This is a genomic window from Photorhabdus thracensis (assembly GCF_001010285.1).
Classification (GTDB): Bacteria; Pseudomonadota; Gammaproteobacteria; order Enterobacterales; family Enterobacteriaceae; genus Photorhabdus; species Photorhabdus temperata.
Genome location: NZ_CP011104.1, coordinates 408,664 through 435,372, shown reverse-complemented (window position 1 = coordinate 435,372; position 26,709 = coordinate 408,664). Strand labels below are relative to the sequence as shown.

The window sequence follows — 26,709 nt, the reverse complement described above, 5'->3', positions numbered from 1 at the left end:
GATAATATCACCGAGGTATTATTGACCAGTCTCTCAACAATCGGCAATCCGAGACATTTTCGGGTTGTGAGGTTAAGCGACTAAGCGTACACGGTGGATGCCTAGGCAGTCAGAGGCGATGAAGGACGTGCTAATCTGCGAAAAGCGTCGGTAAGCTGATATGAAGCGTAATAGCCGGCGATGTCCGAATGGGGAAACCCAGTGCAATCCGTTGCACTATCGTTTGATGAATTCATAGTCAAACGAGGCGAACCGGGGGAACTGAAACATCTCAGTACCCCGAGGAAAAGAAATCAACCGAGATTCCCCCAGTAGCGGCGAGCGAACGGGGAGCAGCCCAGAGTCTGAATCAGCGGGTGTGTTAGTGGAAGCGTCTGGAAAGTCGCACAGTAAAGGGTGAGAGTCCCGTACACCAAAACACACAAGTTGTGAACTCAACGAGTAGGGCGGGACACGTGGTATCCTGTCTGAATATGGGGGGCCCATCCTCCAAGGCTAAATACTCCTGACTGACCGATAGTGAACCAGTACCGTGAGGGAAAGGCGAAAAGAACCCCGGCGAGGGGAGTGAAAGAGAACCTGAAACCGTGTACGTACAAGCAGTGGGAGCTTCTATTAATAGGGGTGACTGCGTACCTTTTGTATAATGGGTCAGCGACTTATATTCTGTAGCAAGGTTAACCGTTTAGGGGAGCCGCAGGGAAACCGAGTCTTAACTGGGCGCATAAGTTGCAGGGTATAGACCCGAAACCCGGTGATCTAGCCATGGGCAGGTTGAAGGTTAGGTAACACTGACTGGAGGACCGAACCGACTAATGTTGAAAAATTAGCGGATGACTTGTGGCTGGGGGTGAAAGGCCAATCAAACCGGGAGATAGCTGGTTCTCCCCGAAAGCTATTTAGGTAGCGCCTCGTGAATTCATCTTCGGGGGTAGAGCACTGTTTCGGCTAGGGGGCCATCCCGGCTTACCAACCCGATGCAAACTGCGAATACCGAAGAATGGTATCACGGGAGACACACGGCGGGTGCTAACGTCCGTCGTGAAGAGGGAAACAACCCAGACCGCCAGCTAAGGTCCCAAAGTCATGGTTAAGTGGGAAACGAGGTGGGAAGGCTCAGACAGCCAGGATGTTGGCTTAGAAGCAGCCATCATTTAAAGAAAGCGTAATAGCTCACTGGTCGAGTCGGCCTGCGCGGAAGATGTAACGGGGCTAAACCATGCACCGAAGCTGCGGCAGCGACATGAATGTGTCGTTGGGTAGGGGAGCGTTCTGTAAGCCGGCGAAGGCGGCGTCGTGAGGCCCGCTGGAGGTATCAGAAGTGCGAATGCTGACATAAGTAACGATAAAGCGGGTGAAAAACCCGCTCGCCGGAAGACCAAGGGTTCCTGTCCAACGTTAATCGGGGCAGGGTGAGTCGACCCCTAAGGCGAGGCTGAAAAGCGTAGTCGATGGGAAACAGGTTAATATTCCTGTACTGAATGTGACTGCGAAGGGGGGACGGAGAAGGCTAGGCCATCCGGGCGACGGTCGTCCCGGTTTAAGCGTGTAGGTGGGCAGGACAGGCAAATCCGTTCTGCTGCAACACTGAGGCGTGATGACGAGCCGCTACGGCGGTGAAGTGGTTGATGCCCGGCTTCCAGGAAAAGCCTCTAAGCATCAGGTCATATTGAATCGTACCCCAAACCGACACAGGTGGTCAGGTAGAGAATACTCAGGCGCTTGAGAGAACTCGGGTGAAGGAACTAGGCAAAATGGTGCCGTAACTTCGGGAGAAGGCACGCTGGCGGTAGGTGAAGGGCCGAGCGCCCGGAGCTGAAGCCAGTCGCAGAGACCAGCTGGCTGCAACTGTTTATTAAAAACACAGCACTGTGCAAACACGAAAGTGGACGTATACGGTGTGACGCCTGCCCGGTGCTGGAAGGTTAATTGATGGGGTTAGCGCGTAAGTGCGACGCTCTTGATCGAAGCCCCAGTAAACGGCGGCCGTAACTATAACGGTCCTAAGGTAGCGAAATTCCTTGTCGGGTAAGTTCCGACCTGCACGAATGGCGTAATGATGGCCAGGCTGTCTCCACCCGAGACTCAGTGAAATTGAACTCGCTGTGAAGATGCAGTGTACCCGCGGCAAGACGGAAAGACCCCGTGAACCTTTACTATAGCTTGACACTGAACATGGAGCCTTGATGTGTAGGATAGGTGGGAGGCCTGGAAGTGTGGACGCCAGTCTGCATGGAGCCATCCTTGAAATACCACCCTTGAATGTTCGATGTTCTCACCCGGGTGCGTGATCCGCATCGGGGACAGTGTCTGGTGGGTAGTTTGACTGGGGCGGTCTCCTCCTAAAGCGTAACGGAGGAGCACGAAGGTTGGCTAATCACGGTCGGACATCGTGAGGTTAGTGCAAAGGCATAAGCCAGCTTGACTGCGAGAGTGACGGCTCGAGCAGGTACGAAAGTAGGTCTTAGTGATCCGGTGGTTCTGCATGGAAGGGCCATCGCTCAACGGATAAAAGGTACTCCGGGGATAACAGGCTGATACCGCCCAAGAGTTCATATCGACGGCGGTGTTTGGCACCTCGATGTCGGCTCATCACATCCTGGGGCTGAAGTTGGTCCCAAGGGTATGGCTGTTCGCCATTTAAAGTGGTACGCGAGCTGGGTTTAGAACGTCGTGAGACAGTTCGGTCCCTATCTGCCGTGGGCGCAGGAAGATTGAAAGGGGCTGCTCCTAGTACGAGAGGACCGGAGTGGACGCACCACTGGTGTACGGGTTGTCATGCCAATGGCATAGCCCGGTAGCTAAGTGCGGAAGAGATAACCGCTGAAAGCATCTAAGCGGGAAACTTGCCTTGAGATGAGTCTTCCCTTGACGTAAGGTCACGGAAGGAACGTTTAAGACGAAGACGTGGATAGGCTGGGTGTGTAAGTGCAGCGATGCATTGAGCTGACCAGTACTAATGAACCGAGCGGCTTAACCTTACAACACCGAAGGTGTTTTGGTGCGAGAGATGAGAGAGATTCAGCTTGTTGAACAGATTGGTTCTGATGGTTGTGCGGCCCGGGGAAACGGGGGCGAGCATAACGGTCGGGATGAAATGAATTTGCCTGGCGGGGATAGCGCGGTGGTCCCACCTGACCCCATGCCGAACTCAGCAGTGAAACGCCGTAGCGCCGATGGTAGTGTGGGGTCTCCCCATGTGAGAGTAGGGAACTGCCAGGCTTGATATTCGGTGAAGACCCTCAGCGTAAGCTGGGGGTTTTTGCGTTTTGGGGGATGATTTTATTATTGATTTACTCCAGTTTTTCATCTGATGAATATTCCGCTTTCTTTGGCAACAGGTAGCCCATCAGTATGTTAATAATATTATAGCAACAAGCATAGAAAAATAACTTAAACCAGTTTTTGAACTTATAGAAAATTAGCAATATTATAAGTTTAGTCAGTCTTTATGGCTTTCGCTAAGAGTAAATAATATTTCCAGGTAATATTACATTAATACCTTTTTATTTTTTTAAGTAAATTATGTAAATATATCTCATTCTGTTTGCCGTGAGAGTTTCTTAGTTGGAGGAAATATATTCTTTGGCATATAAAGTTTAATTTAAAGTGAGGAGTAATTATGAAAATCTATTTATTATCTTATAAAAGCAACATTGAATAATGTTTCAGTGTTAAGAATAAATTTCATTATTTTAATTCCATTTGTATTGATTTAATAAACAAGATTTAGAAGAGAAAACTCTGTATTCTTTTACCTGGTAAGAATAGTGATATTTGCCATGCTGTATATAAAAATTTAAAGCAGCATATAATTGAGGTGATATTTGACCGGTTAAAGAATATTTCTTAAATAGAATATTTAAACATTGTAGTTCGGGTAGTCGTTGGGTTAGTTCTCTTTACTTTTTAACCCTAAAAAACAGATCCTGAATTTCATACCTTTGAAATGATTATTTTTAAGCAGAACTAGAATTTATTAAATTAAAAAATCCCCTGAAGTTATTCGCTACAAGAGATTCAGAGAAGATAATCAGCTTTATCGATTCAATTACAGAATACGATTAATCAGCCTGTCTACCCGGATACGGCGTAAGCGACGGATAAGTTTACGTACTTTGACTGGGTAAATCTGGATACTGTCCAGTTCCTGATAATTACTGACAATCGTAGTATGAGTACGGATACAATTTAATTCTTTTATACGTTGTTCCTGCATTTCTTTATTAGGATCGTGGATAAGAATTGCATTTTCTAAATCCAATCCCCAGGCACGAGGATTAAGATTATTTCCTGTAATCAACTGCCATTGATTATCTACCCACACACCTTTCAGATGATAGCTATTATCACCATCTTTCCATAGCCGTACAGTGAGTTGATTGCTGTCCACATAGCGCTGTAGCCTGCTGATAAAACGGCGCAGGTTGATTTCATATAGATATGGCAATGCACCGATAATTTTAAATGGTTCTTCCGGTGGAATATAAAAATCGTTGGCAGTTTTATCGCCAACAATAATTTCCACTTTTTTACCCTGACGAAGCAGATGAACAATCAGCCGGGCAATGATAGCTGGAAGGTTAAAATATGGAGTACAAATAACCAGCTTTTGTTCTGTGCTGGCGATAAGATGACTGATGGTTTTATTTAGAAGGTTTTTCTTCCCCAGACCGGCAAGTGGAGTGACAGACAATTCGTCGTTCGTTGCCTGATTATTTATCTGATAAGTCGTGTGTCGCAGAGAAAAACGAAATTGACGGATCAGCGTTTTAATTTCAGGGCTACGGGGGCGATTCTTACAATTCAGTTTTTGTACCGCGCCTGTAGCGATAATGTAATTATCAACAAAGTGCTTCATTGCTTCTGCAAGCTTTGCATTGTGGAGCAAGTGGTAGCGATCATAACGATATTTGTCATGTTGGTGGAGATAAACATCATTAATGCTCGCTCCGCTATAAATCACAGTATCATCAAAGATAAAACCTTTTAAATGTAAAACACCCAGTGCTTCACGGGTATTTACTGGCACACCTAATATTGGAATTTTTACGTCAGAATATGTTTCTGCCATGGAACAATACCAATCGGCATTAGTTGCCATTGCAACAGCGCCAATTCGTCCACGTTGTGCCCGATGCCAGTCAACAAGAACTTTAATGTCCAGGTTCGGACGTTGTTGTTTAGCCGCATAAAGTGCATTAAGGATATCTCTCCCTGCGTCATCGTTTTCTAGATAGAGGGAGATGATATAAATATGTTTTTCAGCATTAGCAATTTTTTCCAGCAGGGTGCTGCGGAACACTTCAGGTTGATAAAGTGTTTTAACATCAGCAACTGACTGAGGTAGCTTAGGCAGTTGTGCAAGGTGTTGTTGGTGTTTAGCTTGTTTGAATTTAGACAACATCACAGTGCGTTTTTTCTCTTATGTTGGATGGCTAAAATACGATTATATAGAGCAATGAATCAAATGATCTGGCGATAATACCATTAGTTTGACTAATTGTGAGCATGATTTAACGCTCTGTTACCTAATGATTCAAGTCTGTGCGATTCATCACGTAGTTGATTTAAAGTTCGAGGGTTAAGTTTACAATACCATCTTCAAATTGAACATCTATGGTAAATTCAAGTTTTTTAGCCAGTTTTATCATAGTACGGTTTTCTGGCATAGTGATGGCGTTGAGACGGCTTATGCCATGTTCCCGTGTATAATTAATCAGTTTGATCATAAGCTGATGCCCTAACGTAATTCCTTTTAAATCAGAGCGTACCAGCACAGCGAATTCTGCCTCAATATTATCGGGATCAGCTATGGCACGAGTGACACCGATAATTTCCGGGGTAGTATTAGGATGACGCACGGCAACAAATGCCATTTCACGGTCGTAATCAATCTGAGTCATATTTGCTAAATCATCGTGGGTGAATTCGCTGATTTCACTGAAATAGCGGTAATAAAGATCTTCTTTGGTAACCTGACCGATAAAATCTTTCAGCAGTGGTTCATCTTCTGGCAGAATCGGACGTAGAAGGCATTCTGCACCACCTTTCAGTTTTATGGTTTCTTCCAGTTCGCTTGGATATGGGCGGATAGCCAATCTGGTCCGTGGATCACCTTCTATCGAAGATAATTCCATTGAAACATCCAGTAGTGTGAATTCATCGCCGGAAGCCAGTAATGGATGAATATCTAGTCGTACGATTTGTGGGCAATCAAGTAACAGGTTAGATACTTGAACCAAAAGTCGGCTAAGTGCCAGCACATCTAGTGATTGAGGGGAGCCCCTGAGTTTAATTTTTCTACTTTTAATGGCTTGAATAACCAGGTATCGTGCTAATGCCATATTAAGCGGTGGCAATGCTACGGCTGCTTGTGTTTCCGGTAACCATTCAACACCACCTTCTCCCAGCATAATCAGTGGACCAAATACCTCGTCTTGTTCTACTGCAATACGCAATTCTTGAGCTCCGGCACGGTTTGCCATGCTTTGAACTAGCAGTCCCTGAACTCTTGCCTGAGGGAAATTTTGATTGACACGTTCGATAATCGCTTGAGCAGAAGCTCTGACTTCATTTGCGTTGCGCAAATAGAGCATAACCCCTTGAACTTCTGATTTATGCGGGATATCTGGTGAACGTAATTTCAGGGCGACAGGATAACCGATCTGTTGGGCAATACTGACTGCTTCATCACTGTTATGTGCAATCCAGGTTGGAAGTGTATTGAGGCCATAGGCTTCCAGAATAGGTTGAACTTCATGGGTATCTAGACGCGAATTCCCCTGTTCCAGAGCTTGTTGTATGCACTGATGGGCGTGGGCCGTATTGGTTGTGATGTTTGCTGATAGTGCTGGCGTTTCTGTTAATTGTTTCTGATTGCGGCGATATTCCACCATATGCATAAAAGCAGTAACAGCGCCTTCCGGGGTTCGGTAAGTTGGAATACCTGCTTCACTGAACAGACGGCGGGCTTCTTGTGAGGAATACTCTCCGCACCAGTTGGTGAAGATAGTCAGCCATTTTCCCCGTGGATGTTTACGGATTATTTCAATGACTTTTGTGGCGGTCTGAATGCCGGGAGCAATTGCGCTAGGGGAATGAATAAGTAACAGAGCATCATGGTCATGGCTGTCTAGTAATGGTTTTAGTGCAGAGATGTAACGTTCCACCGTAGCGTCATCTCTTAAATCCAGAGGGTTGTGTAAGGTGATAGTTTCTGGCAGATGTGTTTTCAATGCCTTCGTTGTTTCTTCACCTAACGTTGCTAACTTACCGTTACGACGGAATAACTCATCCAGCGCCATTGCTGCTGGAGCTGCACCGTTGCTGATGATAAATAGTCGCTCTCCCCGTAAAGGTGACATATGACTTAATGTTTCTACAGCAGAAAACATTTCATGTGTATCTTGCACCCGCAATAATCCAGCGCGCTGAATTGCTGCGTCATAGGCAGCATCCAGATTTTGTTGTTCACCAAGTAATTTCTGAGCCTGCTTGGTGCGGCCGCTTTTAACCACCAAAATAGGTTTATTGCGGGAAGCACTTCTGGATGCTGAAAGAAAGCGACGGGCGTCATGAATATGCTCCAGATAGAGCAGGATAGCGCTGGTTTTACTGTCACGAGCCAGAAAATCAAGCAGATGATCAATATCAATATCTACACTGTCACCTAACGCGATAAAGTAGGAAAATCCGACTCCTCGGTGTTGAGCCCAGTCAAGAATCGTATTTGATACCGCCGCAGATTGAGAGATAAAGGCTAGTTTCCCTTTGAGTATTGGAATTGGGGAAAAGCTGGCGTTTAATCCTTGCCAGGGGGCTAATAATCCCAAACTGTTTGGTCCAAGTAGCCGGATACTATAGCGCTGGCAACACTGTTTTAGCTCAGGAAATTGGGGCTCTGGTGAGGAAAGAATAATAACTGTTTTGCAACCAAGTTGTCCCAGTTGTTCCAGACTTTGCAAATTGCGGCTATGATGAGTACAAATAACAGCCAAATCTGGTGTGATTGGTAATTTATCTATTGAAGGATAGGCTAAAACCCCTTGAACGGAATCGCTATTGGGTGTTATCGGCAGTATTGGCCCGGCAAATCCTCCTGCAAGCAGGTTGCGCATCATAACTGAACCAGCTCGTTCTGGTTTTTCTGAGGCACCAATTACCGCAATGGATTTAGGGCGTAATAAAGCTTCAAGTCCGCGCTGGCTCATCAGGAGGCTCCTTGTTAGCGATTAATGTGGTCACTGTAACGGATTTTGTTGGTAATTGCTGTGATTTACGCTATCGGGTGATGAGGTTTACCTGCCAGATATTGTTGATGAAAATAGCTAAAATGAGTAAGCAGCCGCTGAGAAGCAACTAAATCGCCAGCTTGTTCCAGGATGGTAGCAGCCACTTTCGCGGTACAATGTTGTTCTTCTCTAACGGACATCCGCAGTAAATAATCTGCTTTTGTTGCACTGTTGACTGATAACAATGGAATATCATCTAGGTAAGGGCTTTTACGGAAAATTTTCCTGGCTTCCGGCCATGTGCCATCCAGCATAATAAATAGCGGTGGCTTACTGTTGGAAGGGATATGTTGATAAACCTTACGTGGAGGTTGAGTATAGCTTTCTGGAAATATCAGATAGGGCTGACGGGATGGATCTTGGATTGCGGACAGCATTTGCGGGTCAGGAGCGGTTCTTGACCAAAGAAAAGCTTGTGTATCAGGAAGAATGTCAGCAATCAATTTACCTGTATTACTGGGTTTTAATGGTTCGGTATCAAACATGATAAGGCAAAAGCGGCTGGCGGCATTCGCCGGTTCGATGGTATCGCACAGACAACTTTTTTGTGGCAGTAGACAATAAGAGCAACGTTCTGTACGGCAACCACGGGCACGAAAGGGACGGGTAGAACGAGCGAGGTGCTGTTGGCGCAGTTGGAAGACGGCATTATCATTCATAAATCAGGAATCTGGGTCCTTCAGGTAAAAGGCAGGAAAAAAATTAAAGGCATATTTTAATGGATTGTGGTTGTCAGAGGTAGCTTACCATGCACACATCAGGTAATCTTCGCGCCATAAAGTAGTTGGAGGGACGAATGAACGATTCATACAGTGGTAAAAATGGCAAAGTCAAAGTGATGTATGTCCGCAGTGAGGACAATAATGACAGCCGCAGCAATAATAAACGTCCGTCGGGTAAAGGGCGCGATCAAGGTCAGCGTCGCCGGGACAATGAGCGATCATCCCGTTCTCTGCGTGTTACTGAGCGTGAAAGATCGCCCTGGAAAACAGTTTCTCGCCCTGAGAGTGATTCTTTAACGCCAGAGCATGGCGGTATCAGTGGAAAAAGCCAGATTGATCCAGAGCAGCTTCGTCGTCAGCGCATGGAAGAAACCCGGATTTATGGTGAAAATGCTTGTCAGGCGATGTTTAAAAACCGTTCTGAGGCGATAGTTCGAGCCTGGTTTGTTGAGTCAGTGACACCACGCTTCCGTAATGCTCTAAAATGGATGGCTGCCAACCGTAAAGCTTATCATGTTGTGGATGAAGCTGAACTGGCGAAAGTGTCAGGGACTGAACATCATGGCGGTGTTTGTTTTCTGATTAAAAAACGCAGTGGTTTGAATGCGCAGACCTACCTGAAAAATGCTCCGGTAAAAGACTGTGTTCTGGCTCTTGAAGATGTGGGTAATCCACATAACCTTGGTGCTATTATGCGAAGCTGTGCGCATTTCGGTGTGCAGGGTGTGATTTTGCAGGATGTGGCTTTGCTAGAATCTGGTGCGGCTATTCGTACAGCGGAGGGTGGTGCTGAACATATTAAAGGTATTGATGCTGATGGTTTTACCACTACACTGAATAAATTTCGTGAAGCTGGTTACACCATTGTGACAACATCCAGCCATAAAGGCAGCACCAATTTAGCTAAAGCTGAATTACCCGAAAAAATGGTTCTGGTACTTGGTCAGGAACATGATGGCTTGAGTGACAGCGCTTGGGAACATGGCGATATGAGTTTGTTTGTCGGGGGCACTGGTTTGGTTGAAAGCCTGAATGTTTCTGTTGCAACTGGCGTTATACTGGCTGAATGGTGGCGACAGAATAGAGCTTGATAGTAAAAGCGGGAGCTGTAGTGCTCCCGTTTTGCTATTTAAGATTCAGTGGGCTCCGCTAATACTGTCTTTACTTCCTTGTGTGAATGGGGGTTTCGCTAACCAGACGAGTATAATCAAGATCAGGAATACGCCGGCGGAGAGCCAGAAAATTTCATTTGCTGAAATTATGAGTCCCTGATGGGTAATTTCTTTTGCCAGATAAGCAGAAATTTGTTGGTTATTCATTCCCAATGCCGATAATTGCTGATAAGTTTGTTGAATCTCGGAGTTATAAGGATTGATGTATTCAGTAAAATGAGAGTGATGCATTGCTTCGCGTTGAGTCCACATGGTCGCCGTTAGTGATGTTCCTATTGAACCTGCCAATGTTCGGATAAAGTTAGACAGACTGGATGCAGATGCCATCCGCTCTGGCCGTAAGCCAGAAAGGGTAATGGTTGTTAGCGGCATAAAGAAACAGGCGATAGCAAGTCCTTGAATAAACTGAGGCCACGCTGAAGCGGCAAAATCCATTCCTGGTTCGAATGTATATGCACGCCAGTAATAACAGACAGCGTATATAACAAAGCTGAATGTTACTATGTAACGCATATCTACTCTATTACCGCATTTACCAATCAGTGGTGATATTATCAATGGCAACAATCCTACCGGCGCTAATGCAAGCCCTGCCCAGGTTGCTGTATAGCTAAACACTTCCTGTAATAACTGAGGTAATAAAACAATTGTGCCGAAGTAGAGTAGATAAGCCAAACTCAGGCAGAGACAACCAATAGTAAAATTGCGTTCTTTGAACAGCGACAAATCAATAATTGGGTTATCATCGGTCAATTCCCATATTGTCAGACATATCAATGCGATTACGGCTATAACAGCCAATACGATAATTTCTGTAGAATTAAACCAGTCCAGTTCTTTACCCTGATCTAGCATAATTTGCAAACAACCCACCCCGATGACCAGTAACACGAGTCCTATTGTGTCGATAGGCTTGATCTCTGTTTGGGTTTCACGCCCTTTCAGTGTTTGCATAGCAATCAGAATAATCGCTATACCAACAGGAACGTTGATAAAGAAAATCCATCCCCAATGATAGTTATCACTGATGTAGCCACCCAGAATAGGGCCAAAAATCGGTGCGACAATAATAGTGAGTGACCATAACGCCAGAGCCATATTTCCTTTGGCTGGCGGATAATTGTTCAGTAGTAGGCTTTGCGAAAGAGGAATAAGAGGACCAGCAACTAACCCCTGAATAACCCGGAAAAAGATTAGCATTCCAAGGCTATTGGAAATTCCGCATAACCAGGAAGCTATAGTAAATAGGGCTGTTGACCAGATGAATAACTTAACTTCACCAATGCGTTTTGCCAGCCATCCGGTAACCGGGATTGAAATCGCATTAGCGACACCGAAAGAGGTAATTACCCAGAGCCCTTGAGTATTTGATGACCCCAAATTACCTGCGATAGTGGGTATCGCTACGTTAGCAATTGTGGAATCCAAAACTTGCATGAAAGTTGCCAAAGATAACGCAATGGTCATCCAGGCAAGTTTGGCACCTGTAAGCGGCTGTCTTGTCACTGTTGCCTCCGGTATTGTTTCTAAGCGTTATTATTGATTATGTCGCTAACTATTTTATTTGCCGGAGACATATCTATTGCCAATGCAGAGGTGTGATAAGCCGATTTAGTGCGTGTTCTGTCAGACAGAACAGGCCCATCAGAACGGGTTGTATCTACCCTGACTTTAGTTGAGAGACCGATGCGTAATGGGTATTTCTCTAACTGTCCGGGATCCAATGTAATGCGGACGGGTAAGCGTTGAACAACTTTAATCCAATTGCCACTGGCATTCTGAGCAGGCAATAAAGAGAAGGCACTGCCTGTACCCATATCAAGGCCTGTGATTTTGCCGCTGAATATTTTGCTTCCACCGTAGAAATCGCTGGTGATTTCGACGGGTTGACCAATACGCATATCGGCAATTTGAGTCTCCTTGAAGTTAGCTTCTATCCACATATCGTTTGCCGAAACTATCGCCATTAGAGGTGTATTTTTATTGACTTGTGCGCCAACCTGTACACTGCGGCGTGAGACATAGCCATCAATTGGGCTGACTATTTTAGTGCGTTGGAGCGCCAGCCAAGCGTTACGGACTTCCGTTGCTGCTTGTTCAACGGCAGGTTGTTTCTCTAGTGGAGTATTACGAATAATTGCCTGATTAGCGTTATATTGCTCGATAGCGATATCCAGAGCGGCTCGGGCACTGGTAACGGCTTCCTGTGCATGTTGCAGCTCTTCTTTACCAATCACTTTCTGGGCGCTAAGTATTTCACGACGGTTGAGATCATTTTGAACTTTGGTTAATTCAGAGCGGCGCAGAGCGATATTAGCCTGATATTGTTTACTGTTAACTATCTGCTGATGAGTCTGACGAACACTGTTAGCCAGTGCTGTTTTTGCTTTTTCCAATGCTAACTCTGCATCACGGGGATCGAGTTGTACTAATACACTGCCGCTTTTCACAAAGTCAGTATTATCGAAGTTAACTGTAATTACGCTGCCGGTAACTTGCGACATAATCTGAACTTGATTGCCTGTAACGTAGGCATTATCGGTTTCTTGATGGTGGCGTAAAATGAGAAACCAATAAAAAGAGTAGGCAACACCGAGCAGAGTAAATACAAGAGTCAGTAATACTAAGGCACGACTGCGTTGTCTTTTTTTGTTATCGGTTGGATTTTGTGGTGCTTGTACTTCAATTTCCTCGTTCGTGCTCATAGTAAATCTCCATGCTTGTTATCTATCTTTTGGCCACTATCATCTTTACAGTTCACTTTCCAGTAGTGGTATGTCATCACTACTGGAAAGATGAATTACACAGAATCCAATGTTATCGAAGAATAATAGTTAGCTTTTGGCAGAAAAGATCATCTTGGCTAACAAGGAAATTTTTTTCGAACAATTTAACCAGAAAATTGTTGTTTGGATGAAAATTGCTCGATCAAACAATAAGTTATTTTTTGATACAATCGCCCATTGTATCAAGTCTGACCAGTAATTTTCTCATTAACTTCTCTAACTGTTTTTGTTCCTCCTGGTCAAGGCATGACCAAAGTCTTCTCAAGCAATCATGTTGAGGTGGAAGTAAACTATTTAAAAATTTTGTACCTTGATCTGTCAGATGAAGGTGAAGACAGCGACGATCGTTATGACTTTCCTTCCTTTCAATCCACTCCTGCTTTTCTAATTCATCAGCAATACGCGTGGCGTTAGTACGGGAAGAACCTAATGCGGCACTTAATTCTGATGGTTGGATACTGTGGCTTTCTTTAGTATCAAGGATCATCAGGGCCATGAACAAAGTCTCATTGATTCCTTGAGCTTTCAGCATATTATTACGGTTTTCAAGCAATTTGCTTTGGACGTGCATTGATAACCTAGTCAACAGGATCTCTTGATAAGGGATATCTTTATTTAATTTGGCTTGCTGTGCTGCACGAATATTCAGTAATTCTTCGGTAGGCGTAAACGAACTTTCCATTATTTAGATACCTTATTAGTTTCAACTGGTAAGATAACTTTTGTTATCAAACATCCAAATGGTATATTAAAAGATAAATTTAGCAATTGTAGTTATTTATTATCATCATATTTCTTTTGATATTGATACCTAATTCATAAATATTTTGAATGTTAGTCCAAAAAGTAGCGCTCCGAATAACGTTGCGAGTATAATTTTCTTTGTTTTGTAAAAAATTAAACAGATAGTTAAAAAGCCCACCAGGGTAGGAAATAGCTTTTTACTGTCTCTCATTACATCAGGTATACCTGATACGATGAGTAAAGCGCAGATAGATGCAATGCCAATACTGTCAAGAATAATGCCTGTTTTTCCGCCTTGTCTGCCGCCAGACTGACGCGCTTTACCAAAACGTAGTGGCAGATAGCGGAACAAAAAGTTGGCTAACCCAACAAATAGTCCGATGAGCAAAATTCTACTGTCAATCATTGTGTTTCCTTTTGTTCATAAGTGTCATTGCAACTATTTCGTGGTTGTAACAATGCTGCGATACAACCACCGACAATACCTGCCAGAATGGCAACGGGGATTGAGAAAAGAGTAATTCCCAACAGTGCCCCAATCAGCGCTGCTGCAACACAATAACTGTTTTGTTTTCTGCAAGATGCAAGCAGAAAACTCAGAAATAGTGCCGGTAACATGAAAGTCATGGCAGCTTCTACCGCAGGGTAAGATTCCAGATAACCGTTGCCAAGAAATGCGCCGGCTGCTGTACCAACAACCCAGGCAAGCCAGGAACAGCCCGTAATAGCAACCATCCAGTTTTCACTCCAACTACGTTGGTTTTTAATCAGTTTTGCGGTAGCTGCGGCAAAAACTTCATCTGTCAGACCAAAAGCCCAGATAAGGGTTTTTTTCTCCGTCAGTTTATCTTTGATGCGATGTCTTAAAGATGGGCCATAAAGGATATGGCGAACATCCATTGCCAGTACTGTCAGGGCAGAAACCCATAATGACATGCCCGCGCTCAGTAAGGCCGTGATAACGAATTGGCTTGCACCGGCGTAGATGATACATGAAAAGAAAATGGCTTCTATTGGGGTGAAGCCAAGTTTGACCGCGCTAAGACCAAAAGCAAAAGCGACGGGAATGTACCCGATAACGATGGGTAAACTGTCTACTATTCCCTCAGTAAAGGAGGATTTTTTATTGGGTAAAGGCGTTAATGCGTCGGGAACAGGCATACAATATATCCGGTTATATAAATGTTGTGTAACATTAACAAAAGGAAATCAAATAGAAAATATTATCCTTACTAAATGTTTCATAAATGTTTTTATTTAGGCATTCTTTTACCATAACTTGTTTCTTACAACGTTTTTGGCTCATGCTTTTTGCCTGAAAACCATACGATCAGGCTGATTATACAGATGGTCATTCCAGCGGCAGCTACGCCATACCAGCCTGAATGTTTATAAGCATAACCTGAAACCAGAGAGCCAAGGGCGCCACCAATAAAATAGCAGGTCATGTAAGCCGCGGTGAGTCGGTTTCTGGCTTCTGGCATGATACGGTAGATCGTACTTTGATTGGTAACGTGAACACCCTGAACCGCAGTATCAAGGAGCAGGATACCAATCAGAAAGCCGATTAATGATTCTTTGGCGAAGCCAATCGGTATCCATGAAAGAAGTAGTAGTACCAGAGAAATGCTGGTGGTCAGAGAACCTTTTCCTTTATCAACCAGTTGCCCGGTTTTAGTTGCCATCAGTGCTCCTGCGGCACCGACTAACCCAAATAAACCGATTATCCCTTCGGAGTAGTTAAAAGGAGGTGCTGAGAGCAGGAATGCCATTGATGTCCATAGAAGGCTGAAGTTGGCAAATGTCAGTGCTCCCAGCATGGCGCGTACTCTTAGAAGGGGAGTTGTGGCGATGAGTTTTGCAATAGAGCTAAGTAATTGGAAGTAATTGAGAGTGGTCACTTGTTTATAATGAGGCAGGCAGCGCCATAATGTCAGGGAGAGAATCACCAGTAAGATGCTGGCAACCCAAAAAATCGTTCGCCAGCCACCAAGCGTAGTCATTGCTCCGGAGATGGTTCTTGCCAATAATATTCCAAGTAGTAAACCGCTCATAATTATACCAACGGCTTTTCCTCGCTGATGGGGAAGAGCAAGTGTTGCCGCCAGAGGGACCAGTACTTGGGCAACTACTGAAAATAAGCCTGTCAGTGCAGTTCCCAGCAACATTTGCCAGATATTTTGTGACATAGCGGTAATCAGCAATCCAATAGCGGCTAACATTGTCATTGAGACAATCAGGCTGCGTCGTTCAAACATATCGCCTAATGGTACAAGGAATATCAGGCCTACGGCATAGCTCAACTGAGCTGAAGTCACAATAAAACCCGCTTCGCTGGCAGTCAGATTGAATTGTAGCGCGATAGTATCAAGCAACGGTTGCGCATAGTAGTTACTGGCAACAACCAAACCTGTGGCAATGGCCATCAGAGCAATCAAAGCCGGGCTTAATGGTGTATGGGAAATATTCTCTTTCATAGATGTATTTTCTTATGCTTAAACAGCAAATTAGAGGGGGTAGATAGCTCGCTAAGAGCCTGTAGTCATGAGTTAAATTTTTTGCATTGTAATGAGTTTTTATTATCAGTTTCAATGATAAAACCGAGATGCTGGCAGAAAGAAACCGGCAAACATTGTATGAGTTGACTAAGTTTGATGTAAGGAAGGTGTAAGTGGAAAACAGTGAATTGGCTTGTGCCAATTCACTTTATTATTCAGTATGTTAATTTGTTTTTTCGGTCTTGATGGCAGTTTCAATCCAGTTATCAAATAATTTTTGGTGAGCTTTGAGCCAATTGTTTGCGTGGCGCTCGATATCTGCTTGTGATGCTTCACCATTATGCATCCGCAGGTTTTGGGCGTTAATATCAGCAAGCGGTATTTTCATAATAGAAAACAACTTAGCTGCTGCTGGGTTATCTTCTGCCCATTTTCTATTGGCGGCAATATGCATAATACTTGGCGGGAAACCGTAATTAGCGCCATTTGGTAGTTTTGTGTCTGTTTTTTCACCGTCAGGCATAGCCGAGAAAGGAACTTGCAGCCAGACAACATCTCTGCCCGGTTTTAGCACATCACTGATCCAGTAAGGTGTCCATGTGTAATATAAGATGGATTTACCTTCTTTATAGCGGGTAATGGTATCCGCCATCATGGCGGCATAATTTCCTTGATTATGTTCAACACTATTGTTCAAGTCATAAGCTTTAAGGTGATGGTTAATCGCAGCTTCACAGCCCCATCCAGGGTTACAGCCGGTAAGATCAGCTTTGCCATTACCATTGATATCAAATAATTTGGCTATTTTCGGATCTTTCAGCTGCACAATGTTGGTGATGTGGTATTTTTCCGCTGTTTTTTTGTCGATCAAATAACCTTGAGCAGCATTTTCTACGTAATTACCAACACGATAAAATTTGGCATCTCCCCCGGCAGCCTGATATTGGTTGTTGTGTAGTGGTTCCCAACTTACCGCCATAAAAGTCGCATCACCGGAAGCGATAGAGGAGTAGGCGACATTGTAGTCTACTTCTTTGATTGGTTTGACATCATAGCCAAGTTTTTCCAGTGCCCTATTGACAATAAGAGTTTGAAATGTTTCTTCGGTAATGGTGCTTTGTATTGGCTGTACACTGATACCTTTACCTGGTAACTTGACAGCGAATGATTGAAAGCTTATCAGTGATGACAGGGTTATAGTCCAGATAACTATTTTGCGCATCGTTTTTCCTCCTGTAGTCGTCATCATATTTTTTAAAAACTTGCAGTTTGATATATGCCTTTGCAAGGCTATGCTTTTTTGCTGAATAAATGGGTAACTAACCCAATTGGCCCGGAGGTATACCAGTGATTTCCTCCTTTGGTGCGGTTGTCGCAACCAAGAGACTGTGTCAGACGGTCAAGGAGAATCGCGAGAATAACGATCCCGACTCCACCTACCGCGGCAAGCCCCATATCAAGACGACCAATGCCCCGTAGAACCATTTGACCTAAACCACCGACGGCAATCATTGAGGCGATAACAACCATTGACAGCGCGAGCATCAGAGTTTGGTTTATACCGGCCATAATTGTCGGCATAGCCAGTGGTAACTGAACTTTAAACAGCATTTGGCGAGGACTGGCACCAAAAGATTCGGCTGCTTCTATCAGATCTGACGGAACCTGTTTGATACCCAAAATTGTCAGACGGACAATTGGGGGTAAGGCGAAGATAATGGTGACGATAACTCCAGGTACGTTGCCGATACCAAATAGCATGACAATTGGCACCAGATAGACAAACGCCGGCGTGGTTTGCATAGCATCAAGCAGAGGTCGGATGATTTTGGCGGCTCTTCCACTGCGTGCCAGCCAGATACCCAGTGGTAAGCCAATGATGATACAGAACAGCAGAGATGTCAGAGCCAATGCCAGAGTGACCATAGCTTCAGACCATGCTCCGATTACACCAATAATTATCAGCGAAACAAGTGACGCAATACCCATACCAATACCTGATAGCTGCCAGGCAATCAGAGCAAAAAACAGGATTGCAACGGGTGCGGGCATTGAGGTTAGAAATTGCTCAAAATTGCTGAGAACAAAATCAATTGGGACACGCATCCCCTGAAATGCCGGGCGAAAATTCAGTACAACCCAGTCAATAGCATGGGTTACCCATGAGTCTAAGGGAATAAGGGGGTGTTGGAATGGATCCATGATATTGAAATGTTCAGGTTGTACGGTTGTTGCTGGTGCATCGAGCCAGTCAGAACCGGCTGAATTGTCAACATTGGCTTCGCTACTCCAGGGATCTATGCTATCAGCCGAGGAGGGATGGGGATCCCTCGTATCTTGTGCAGGTTGAGTTTGATGTTTGTTTTGATTACCCATTTGGTGTCTCCTTATCTAAAGCCTGCAACAGCATCCCTTTGGAAATAACGCCGATGTATTTGTCGTTATCCCCAATAACCGGAATCGCACAAGGTGATTGTGCTACAACAGAAATCAATTCATTGAGAGGCATATCAGCGGCAACGGCGGTTGGCTCTGTTAGTATGGCGTGTTCGATCGGTTTTTTTTCCCGTAATGCTTTTTCCAATGAATTTATGGAAACCACCCCCGCGAACTTTTGCCCACGTTCGATCAGATAACCATAATTCCTGTTCTCGTCATCCAGGACTTTCAATGCGGAAAGAGGGCCAAAACCTGGTGCAATATGAAGAAGAGAATCTGGGCGGCGGCGAGCGACATCTTTGGCACTGAATACATGGCTGATATCTACGCCCCGGAAAAAGGTTTTCACATAGTCGTTTGCCGGATTATTCAGGATTTCATCAGGTGTCCCGACTTGTACAACAACACCGCCTTGCATAATGGCAATTCGATCGCCGATACGCATTGCCTCATCCAAATCATGAGAGATAAAGACGATGGTTCGTGGCTGATTACCTTGCAGACTGAGTAATTCGTCCTGCATTTCTGTACGAATTAATGGGTCAAGGGCAGAAAATGCTTCATCCATCAGCAAAATATCCGGGTTATTGGCCAGTGCTCTGGCAAGCCCGATACGTTGGCGCATTCCGCCTGAAAGTTCATCTGGGTAGGATTGCGCATAATTTTCCAGATTTACCTGTTTCAGTGCATCCAACGCTTTTTTGTGGCGTTCTTGTTTGGGGATCCCGGCAAGTTCCATACCAAAAGCCGTATTTTCCATGACGTTTAAATGTGGCATCAGTGCGAATGATTGGAAAACCATACTGATTTTTTTACGTCGAATGTCTCTTAACGCTGTTTCTGAAATCTCAGAAATATCTTCACCATCAATTAATACCTGACCGCGAGTCGGTTTTATCAGACGATTGAGAAGGCGTACCATTGTGGATTTTCCGGAGCCTGATAATCCCATGATGACAAATATTTCGCCTTCTTCAATGGCCAGATTGGCATTTTGTATACCAACAGTCAGACCTGTCTTTTCAAATATCTGATCTTTATTCAAGCCAGAATTCAGTAACTTGAATGCATATTCTGGATGGTTGCCAAATATTTTATAGAGGTTTTTAACTTCGAGTTTAATTGCCATGAAATAGTTACTTTCCTTTCAATGGTTATTTAATGGTTTTATGCATTATTCATCTCTGCATGATTCTTTGAAGATATATACCCTAACATACTGAGAGAGCCTGACAACCCTATGTTAATGTTAATTAATGTAAAAAATAGTGATATTAAATTAATTGAAGTCAATATATTTGGCGTTATTTCATTATTATTAGCAAATTATTTTCTATGAATTTATTCTATTGCTGAAAGGATGATTTGTTTCTATGTTATTGTTATTAATATATTTTTGTGAAGTGTAAGTAATAATCCGGTAATTGTATTTTAGATGGAATTGGTTATTAATTTATAATGTTGATTATATCTGATTAGAATGAAATTTAATTTACAATTAATTAGACTTATTAATGTTTTCTATCGTTTGATATGAGGGGAATGGTTGTTTCTGGCAGAGAATGTTCACAGGAATCGTTGCAACTGTAAAAAACACCATAAAAAATATAAGGATTTTATGGCATTTTATCGTTTGAAAAACAGGCTTAATGATATTGTTTTTGAATATTATCGTATTATGGTTATCTGACGTTCAAAATATTCTATATAAAATAAAGTCATTTTCTTCAGAAATCCCAATCTTCATCCTCTGTATTAATTACTTTACCAATAACATACGATGAACCTGAACCAGAAAAGAAATCATGGTTTTCATTTGCACCAGGTGATAATGCGGAGAGTATTGCCGGGCTGACATTCGTCGTTTCTGAGGGAAATAAGGCTTCATATCCAAGATTCATTAATGCTTTATTGGCATTATAATGTAAGAATTTTTTAACATCTTCAGTCCAGCCAACAATACCATAAAGCTCTTCTGTATATTTCACTTCATTTTCGTATAAATCTAATAACAATGAAAAGGTAAAATCTTTAATTTCTTTTTTCTCTGGTTTAGCGTATTTATCCAATGATTTTTGGAACTTATATCCAATATAATAACCGTGAATAGCTTCATCTCGGATAATAAGTCGGATTAAATCGGCTGTATTTGTTAATTTTCCCCGACTTGACCAATACATTGGTAAATAGAAGCCTGAATAAAATAAAAATGATTCCAGAAAAACACTGGCGACCTTTTTCTTTAATGGATGGTTATCACAATAATAATTTAAGATAATTTTAGCTTTATTCTGTAGTGAAAAACTCCTTTCACTCCAGCGATAGGCGTCATCTACATCAGTAGTCAGACATAATGTTGAAAAGATGGAACTGTAAGAACGTGCGTGAACAGCTTCCATAAAACTAATATTGGACATAACCGCTTCTTCGTGGGGTGTCAGTGCATCTTCCATTAATGCCGGAGCGCCTACTGTGTTTTGGATGGTGTCCAATAGGGTCAACCCGGTAAATACCCGGATAGTCAGTTTTTTCTCTTCTGCTGTCAGTGTATTCCATGAGGGAATATCATTAGATAACGGAATTTTTTCCGGTAGCCAAAAGTTAGTTGTCAGCCGGTTCCAGACTTCCAGATCTTTGTCGTCTTCAATTCGATTCCAGTTAATTGCACATATAGGGTTACTAATCATAATAAATTTCCAGCATTAATTTTATAGTGAGCATGAAACACAGCCTTGTATTTCTGTACCTTCTAAAGCGGTTTGTCTCAGACGAATGTAATAAAGTGTTTTGATCCCTTTACGCCAGGCATAAATTTGGGCTTTGTTAATGTCGCGTGTAGTGGCGTCATCTTTAAAAAAGAGTGTTAGTGATAATCCCTGATCGACATGTTGAGTCGCTGCGGCATAAGTATCAATAATTTTTTCCGGCCCTATTTCATAAGCATCTTTGTAATATTCAAGATTATTATTGGTCATAAACGGAGCAGGGTAATATACTCGTCCTGTTTTGCCATCTTTACGGATCTCAATACGGGATACAATCGGGTGAATACTTGAGGTTGAATTGTTGATATATGAAATAGAACCTGTGGGAGGAACAGCCTGAAGATTCTGATTGTAAATACCATGAGCCATAACTGAGGCTTTTAATTCAAGCCAGTCTTGTTGACTAGGAATAGTTATTCCTGCTTGTTCAAATAGTTGACGGACTTTTTTTGTCTGAGGTTGCCATGATCTTTCCGTATATTTATTGAAGAATTCGCCACTGGCATAACGGGAATCTTTAAAAGTTTTAAAGTAGCTATTTCGTTCAATTGCGATCTGATTTGAAGTCCGCAAAGCATGATAAGCGATAATATAGAAATAGATGTTTGTGAAATCAATTCCTTCTTCAGAACCATAATGAATGCTTTCCCTTGCCAAATAGCCGTGAAGATTCATTTGACCCAAACCAATCGCATGAGAATCTTGATTTCCTTTCTCGATAGGGAACCTCTAAAAACTCTCAATACAAAAAATAAGATCAATTTTGCACTCACCAATAAATGACCTTATTGTGTATGACTTTTTCTTGCTTTTTCAGGGGAAAAAATAAACTCATCGCTTTTTCATCACATACCGGAATTAAAAGGCATGAATGCCGGATTTTCCAAAATAAACCAAACGTTGTAAATTATAGCAGGTTGCCTTCAGAGTCATCGCAAAAGTGGCTCGCAGCTGGCCTATCGTTCGGATAAATTTTTCACCCATCTGAGAGAATGAGCCAAAGATATGTTCTACTCGTGCCCGGGTTTTCGCTATTTTCTTATTTCGGCCTTTCTGACAGTCTGATAAGGGCTTATTGCGTGACGCTTTCCTCTGAATATGAACACGATAGCCCTGTTCCTTCAGCTCACGTTCACGCATCTGGCTGGCATACCCTTTATCAGCATAAATGTCCCGACTTGTATTTGACCGATCCAAAACGGCTTCAAAAAACTGGCTGTCATGGACAGCTGCGGTTCCTGTCGCGATGTGGCGGATCACTTTATATTTTGTATCGACATTAATGGTCAGTTTATAGCCAAAATAACTTTTACCGTTCTTTTTCGTCCAGGTTGCCTCGGTGTCTTTCTGGCATCGTTTGTTTGCTGTCCAGTTATCCGGGGTTTTACCCTGACGGATTTGTTCATTCTCTTCCTTCTTATTGTGCTGCTTAGGAACTGGAATCAACGTGGCATCAATGATTTGACCCCCTCTAGGAATGAATCCCTGTGTCGAAAGCTGATGCTTCGCCTCTTCAAACAACGCTCTGGCACCTGCCTGGCCAATCCGTTTTTCGAAACACCAAATCGTGTTACGGTCTGGAATATTAATGACATCGGTCAAGCGACAAAAACGTTGCCAGCTCATTCGGTCAAGCAATTGATATTCCATCTTTTCATCGGAAAGATTATGGAAATGTTTCAGGATAATGATGCGAACCATCACCTCAGTCGGGAATGGCGGGCGTCCACCTTTGGGAGAAATAATACGTGGCGCGACAAGGTCTATGGTGTCAGCCAGTGCCGAGAAATCAACATACTTATCAAGAACAAGTAGCGGATCACCTAATTCATCGATTTTTCGACGGTGATATTCGGATGCCAGCTTGTCTTTTTTTAAAGCAGAACGAGGCGGTATCATGACAGCGCTACCTTGCAGAGATGTACTGTGCCTACATTTTACTCAATTTTGTGGCTGTGAAAAGTTTTTAGAGGTTCCCGATAGAAGGAACTGAACCAATATGGCTCATATCTGATACGGCAGTTAAGGCGCGAACAGCTGTTTCAATAGAAAGGGCAAAATCAGGTGAATCCATTGTATGAGCGATATTCATCGATCCCAGATTACAACTAATATCTTTCCCGATATGGCAGTAATTTAAATCATCGTTATATTCACTGGCACTGTTAACCTGTAAAACTTCGGAACATAAATTACTCATATTGATCCGACCTTTAATTGGGTTAGCATGATTCACGGTATCTTCATACATAATATAGGGATAACCAGATTCGAATTGGATTTCAGCTAACGTCAGGAAAAATTCACGGGCATTGATTTTTGATTTACGAATTTGTTTGTTATTTACCATTTCAGCATATTTTTCTGTAATGCTAATTTCAGACATTGGTACGCCATAAACCCGCTGAATATCATAAGGTGAGAATAGATACATTTCTTCATTGTCTTTAGCCAATTTAAAAGTGATATCAGGAATGACGACCCCAATGGAGAGTGTTTTTATACGGATCTTTTCGTCGGCATTTTCCCGTTTTGTATCCAGAAAACGAAGAATATCAGGGTGATGAGCATTGAGATAAACGGCACCTGCACCCTGGCGTGCACCCAGTTGATTGGCATATGAAAACGCATCTTCCAGCATTTTCATCACTGGAACGACACCCGATGACTGATTTTCAATCATTTTTATTGGTGCGCCTGTTTCCCGTAGATTACTTAGTAAGCAGGCGACACCGCCACCACGTTTTGAAAGCTGTAATGCTGAATTGATTGAACGCCCGATGGATTCCATATTGTCTTCAATTCGCAGCAGGAAGCAGGAAACCAGTTCTCCACGCTGCTTCTTACCACAATTAAGGAAAGTTGGCGTTGCTGGTTGAAAACGGCCACTGATAATTTCATCAACCAGACGGTTAGCCAGTATCTGATCGCCTTGAGCTAAGGTCAACGCTACCATGCACACCCGATCTTCATAGCGTTCCAGGTAGCGTTTATTATCGAAGGTTTTCAGTGTATAACTGGTGTAATATTTGAATGCACCCAGAAAAGTTTGAAAGCGAAATTTTTTACTATAGGCTTGCTGAAAAAGCTTTTTAATAAAAGTAAAATCGTATTGTTTTAGTACTTCAGTTTCGTAATATCCTTTTTGCTGAAGGAAATCGAGTTTTTCTTTCAGATCATGAAAAAAGACCGTGTTTTGATTTACATGTTGGTGGAAATAGTGATGAATGGCCAGTTTGTCTTTATCAAACTGAATATTTCCTTCACTATCGTACAGATTGAGCATCGCATTGAGAGCATGATAATCCTGCTGCTCGTTAATTTGGAAAGTCATGATTACATATTCTCTGGTGAGTAATGTTGCCAGAATCTTTGGATACCCTGGCGTACTTGATGTACATCTTCTTCAGTACCCAGTAGTTCAAAACGGTATAGGAGTGGTATCTGACATTTTTCTGAAATTATCCGTCCGGCGATACCGTAAGCTTCGCCAAAGTTTGTATTCCCGGCGGCTATGACTCCCCGAATCAGCGCCCGGTTTCCGGCAACATTTAGAAACTGGATCACTTGTTGTGGAACCGCGCCTTTAGCACTGCCACCACCATAACTTGGTATCAGTAAAATGTAAGGTGAGGTTACATTGAGCAGACTACCTGATTGGTTTATCGGAATACGAAGAGCTGGCATATTTAGTTTTTGGACAAATCTGTAGCTATTTCCAGATGAACTGGAGAAGTAGACCAGCGGATTCATATTCATAATAAACCTACAAATTCTCAGATAACGCATTGATTTTATCAGGGCGGAACCCTGACCAATGTTGTGTGCCTGCGACGACTACGGGAACTTGTTGGTAACCCATAGTGTGGATAGTCGCTAAAGCCTGTTGGTTTTCGGTTAAGTCAATAATCTGATAAGGAATATTTCTTTGGTTTAGAGCCTGGTAGGTCGCGTCGCATTGTACGCAGTCAGGTTTGCTATAAATAGTAATGCTCATTAATGACTCCTTTTTCAGTTTGTGAGTGTGTAATGACGAAATTTGGTTCACAGGTAACAGTTTTCCAAAAGGCTACAACTTGACTTATACTATATGTAGTGAAATTTTATTTCAACCATACTATATATGGTGTTAATTTTACATTGAGTGACTATCATCAGAATTACGGTGTTGTTTATTCTCTATTTGTTCGGAGACTTTTTCCATTGGGAAAATTTTAGTTTTCTAGTCGGTGGTAAGGGAGCAACTGAATTCATCATTGCAATTTATTGAAAAGACGATTTACTCTAATCCCTATAATAATTGATATTTTTTCAATGGAGGAGGTGGCTATGTATCATCAGTATTTTGATACACCTAAAGGATTTCCGAAACCGTATGTTCATATCACTGCGGATGATAAGGGAGTAACCAGTCTGTATTTTGTTGATGAAAAAACAGCGCCTGAAGTGAAAAATGATATCACTAAACAGTGCGTGAAAGAGTTACGGGGGTATTTTACGGGTAAACGTACTGAGTTTTCTGTTCCAGTCAATCCGGTAGGAACTGAATTCCAGCAGCGTGTCTGGTCGCAGTTATGTAAGATCCCGTTTGGCGAAGTGTGGAGTTATAAGCAGCTATCATTGGCATTAGGTTCAGTCAATTATTGTCGTGCGGTAGGAATGGCTAATTCTCGTAATCCGATCTCATTAATTGTGCCTTGCCACCGTGTTATTGGACATGATGGTAAATTGGTGGGATATACCGGTGGTCTGAATATTAAAAGCTGGTTACTGGAACATGAAAAAGCATAACAGTTTGCTTGTTTGATAAATTGCCTGATAAAAGACCAGGGAAGGTGATAGAATATTTACATATGTGCATTATTTGGCAGTAAAACTAAATAAAAGATAAGATCTATTGTATTTTATTATGCTTTTCGTGATCTTGGTTGTAGACAATCAACCAATTTATTTGCTGTACTGTATACGACACAGGTTTTGTGTCTTATTTTCACGTTAAAGGTAAGTTTGATGTCAAAAATTAAAGGTAACGTTAAGTGGTTTAATGAATCTAAAGGATTCGGGTTTATCACTCCAGAAGATGGTAGCAAAGACGTATTTGTGCATTTCTCTGCTATTCAGAGCAACGGATTTAAAACTCTGGCAGAAGGTCAAAAGGTAGAGTTTGAAATCACTGACGGCGCTAAAGGTCCATCTGCTGTAAACGTTGTCGCTATCTGATTTTAACTCCGTATTTTGAAAAACCCGTTGATATAACGGGTTTTTTTTGATTTTTATGATGTACGTGTA

General features: G+C 42.7%; 19 protein-coding genes, 2 rRNA genes and 2 pseudogenes. 5 read left to right on the top strand and 18 right to left on the bottom strand.

The window, feature by feature from the left end; translation table 11 throughout:
* The first annotated feature begins 70 nt into the window (after positions 1-70).
* Together VY86_RS01465 and rrf are read left to right on the top strand one after the other, a co-directional pair.
* Positions 71-2,981, top strand: a 23S ribosomal RNA gene (locus tag VY86_RS01465).
* Between the two features lie 125 nt (positions 2,982-3,106).
* Positions 3,107-3,222, top strand: a 5S ribosomal RNA gene (gene rrf, locus VY86_RS01460).
* An 829-nt stretch (positions 3,223-4,051) separates the two neighbouring features.
* Here the strand turns inward: rrf and pssA are convergent.
* From pssA to VY86_RS01445, 3 genes are all read right to left on the bottom strand, one after another.
* Positions 4,052-5,407, bottom strand: coding sequence for a CDP-diacylglycerol--serine O-phosphatidyltransferase (gene pssA, locus VY86_RS01455; protein ID WP_046973675.1), 1,356 nt, complete (start codon positions 5,405-5,407; stop codon positions 4,052-4,054).
* Positions 5,408-5,570: 163 nt separating this feature from the next.
* A complete protein-coding gene (locus VY86_RS01450) occupies positions 5,571-8,213 on the bottom strand; it encodes a bifunctional acetate--CoA ligase family protein/GNAT family N-acetyltransferase (RefSeq protein WP_046973674.1) in 2,643 nt (880 codons plus the stop codon).
* Positions 8,214-8,278: 65 nt separating this feature from the next.
* A complete protein-coding gene (locus tag VY86_RS01445; protein WP_046973673.1) occupies positions 8,279-8,953 on the bottom strand; it encodes a tRNA-uridine aminocarboxypropyltransferase in 675 nt (224 codons plus the stop codon).
* 137 nt (positions 8,954-9,090) lie between these two features.
* On the opposite strand from VY86_RS01445, the gene VY86_RS01440 reads away from it, so the two are divergent.
* Positions 9,091-10,107 (top strand): tRNA/rRNA methyltransferase, encoded by a 1,017-nt coding sequence (locus tag VY86_RS01440; RefSeq protein WP_046973672.1) that lies wholly within the window; start codon positions 9,091-9,093, stop codon positions 10,105-10,107.
* 45 nt (positions 10,108-10,152) lie between these two features.
* On the opposite strand, the gene emrB is transcribed toward VY86_RS01440, so the two are convergent.
* The 15 genes and pseudogenes from emrB to nrdH form a co-directional block, all read right to left on the bottom strand.
* Positions 10,153-11,694 (bottom strand): multidrug efflux MFS transporter permease subunit EmrB, encoded by a 1,542-nt coding sequence (emrB, locus tag VY86_RS01435; RefSeq protein WP_046973671.1) that lies wholly within the window; start codon positions 11,692-11,694, stop codon positions 10,153-10,155.
* Between the two features lie 20 nt (positions 11,695-11,714).
* Positions 11,715-12,893, bottom strand: a complete 1,179-nt coding sequence (gene emrA / locus VY86_RS01430) for a multidrug efflux MFS transporter periplasmic adaptor subunit EmrA (RefSeq protein WP_046973670.1) — start codon at positions 12,891-12,893, stop codon at positions 11,715-11,717.
* Between the two features lie 235 nt (positions 12,894-13,128).
* A complete protein-coding gene (gene mprA / locus VY86_RS01425; protein WP_021323081.1) occupies positions 13,129-13,656 on the bottom strand; it encodes a transcriptional repressor MprA in 528 nt (175 codons plus the stop codon).
* 129 nt (positions 13,657-13,785) lie between these two features.
* A complete protein-coding gene (ygaH, locus tag VY86_RS01420) occupies positions 13,786-14,121 on the bottom strand; it encodes an L-valine transporter subunit YgaH (protein ID WP_193386976.1) in 336 nt (111 codons plus the stop codon).
* Entirely contained in the window at positions 14,121-14,879 is a 759-nt protein-coding gene (locus VY86_RS01415) for an AzlC family ABC transporter permease (RefSeq protein WP_046973668.1), read from the bottom strand. The genes ygaH and VY86_RS01415 overlap by 1 nt, the downstream gene beginning before the upstream one ends.
* Before the next feature lie 125 nt (positions 14,880-15,004).
* Positions 15,005-16,195: an MFS transporter gene (locus VY86_RS01410; protein WP_046973667.1), complete on the bottom strand. Its 1,191-nt coding sequence runs from the start codon at positions 16,193-16,195 to the stop codon at positions 15,005-15,007.
* A gap of 244 nt (positions 16,196-16,439) precedes the next feature.
* Positions 16,440-17,438: a glycine betaine/L-proline ABC transporter substrate-binding protein ProX gene (proX, locus tag VY86_RS01405; RefSeq protein ID WP_046973666.1), complete on the bottom strand. Its 999-nt coding sequence runs from the start codon at positions 17,436-17,438 to the stop codon at positions 16,440-16,442.
* A gap of 68 nt (positions 17,439-17,506) precedes the next feature.
* Entirely contained in the window at positions 17,507-18,592 is a 1,086-nt protein-coding gene (proW, locus tag VY86_RS01400; protein WP_046973665.1) for a glycine betaine/L-proline ABC transporter permease ProW, read from the bottom strand.
* Positions 18,585-19,784: a glycine betaine/L-proline ABC transporter ATP-binding protein ProV gene (gene proV, locus VY86_RS01395; RefSeq protein ID WP_046973664.1), complete on the bottom strand. Its 1,200-nt coding sequence runs from the start codon at positions 19,782-19,784 to the stop codon at positions 18,585-18,587. The genes proW and proV overlap by 8 nt, the downstream gene beginning before the upstream one ends.
* A 598-nt stretch (positions 19,785-20,382) precedes the next feature.
* A complete protein-coding gene (gene nrdF, locus VY86_RS01390) occupies positions 20,383-21,342 on the bottom strand; it encodes a class 1b ribonucleoside-diphosphate reductase subunit beta (protein WP_046973663.1) in 960 nt (319 codons plus the stop codon).
* Positions 21,343-21,363: 21 nt separating this feature from the next.
* A pseudogene (locus VY86_RS01385) lies at positions 21,364-22,140 on the bottom strand (ribonucleotide-diphosphate reductase subunit alpha); the annotation flags it as partial.
* A gap of 138 nt (positions 22,141-22,278) precedes the next feature.
* Positions 22,279-23,316 (bottom strand): IS5 family transposase, encoded by a 1,038-nt coding sequence (locus VY86_RS01380; protein ID WP_046976644.1) that lies wholly within the window; start codon positions 23,314-23,316, stop codon positions 22,279-22,281.
* Positions 23,317-23,398: 82 nt separating this feature from the next.
* Positions 23,399-24,754, bottom strand: a pseudogene (nrdE, locus tag VY86_RS01375) (class 1b ribonucleoside-diphosphate reductase subunit alpha); the annotation flags it as partial.
* A gap of 2 nt (positions 24,755-24,756) precedes the next feature.
* The gene (gene nrdI, locus VY86_RS01370; protein WP_046976642.1) at positions 24,757-25,173 is read right to left on the bottom strand and encodes a class Ib ribonucleoside-diphosphate reductase assembly flavoprotein NrdI; all 417 of its coding nucleotides are present in this window, start codon (positions 25,171-25,173) and stop codon (positions 24,757-24,759) included.
* A 13-nt stretch (positions 25,174-25,186) separates the two neighbouring features.
* Positions 25,187-25,417, bottom strand: a complete 231-nt coding sequence (gene nrdH, locus VY86_RS01365) for a glutaredoxin-like protein NrdH (RefSeq protein ID WP_046973662.1) — start codon at positions 25,415-25,417, stop codon at positions 25,187-25,189.
* 332 nt (positions 25,418-25,749) lie between these two features.
* Here nrdH and VY86_RS01360 point away from each other — a divergent pair, with 332 nt between their 5' ends.
* Together VY86_RS01360 and cspE are read left to right on the top strand one after the other, a co-directional pair.
* Positions 25,750-26,211, top strand: a complete 462-nt coding sequence (locus VY86_RS01360) for a methylated-DNA--[protein]-cysteine S-methyltransferase (RefSeq protein ID WP_046973661.1) — start codon at positions 25,750-25,752, stop codon at positions 26,209-26,211.
* A 219-nt stretch (positions 26,212-26,430) separates the two neighbouring features.
* Entirely contained in the window at positions 26,431-26,640 is a 210-nt protein-coding gene (gene cspE, locus VY86_RS01355) for a transcription antiterminator/RNA stability regulator CspE (protein ID WP_021323071.1), read from the top strand.
* The last annotated feature ends 69 nt before the right edge of the window (positions 26,641-26,709 follow it).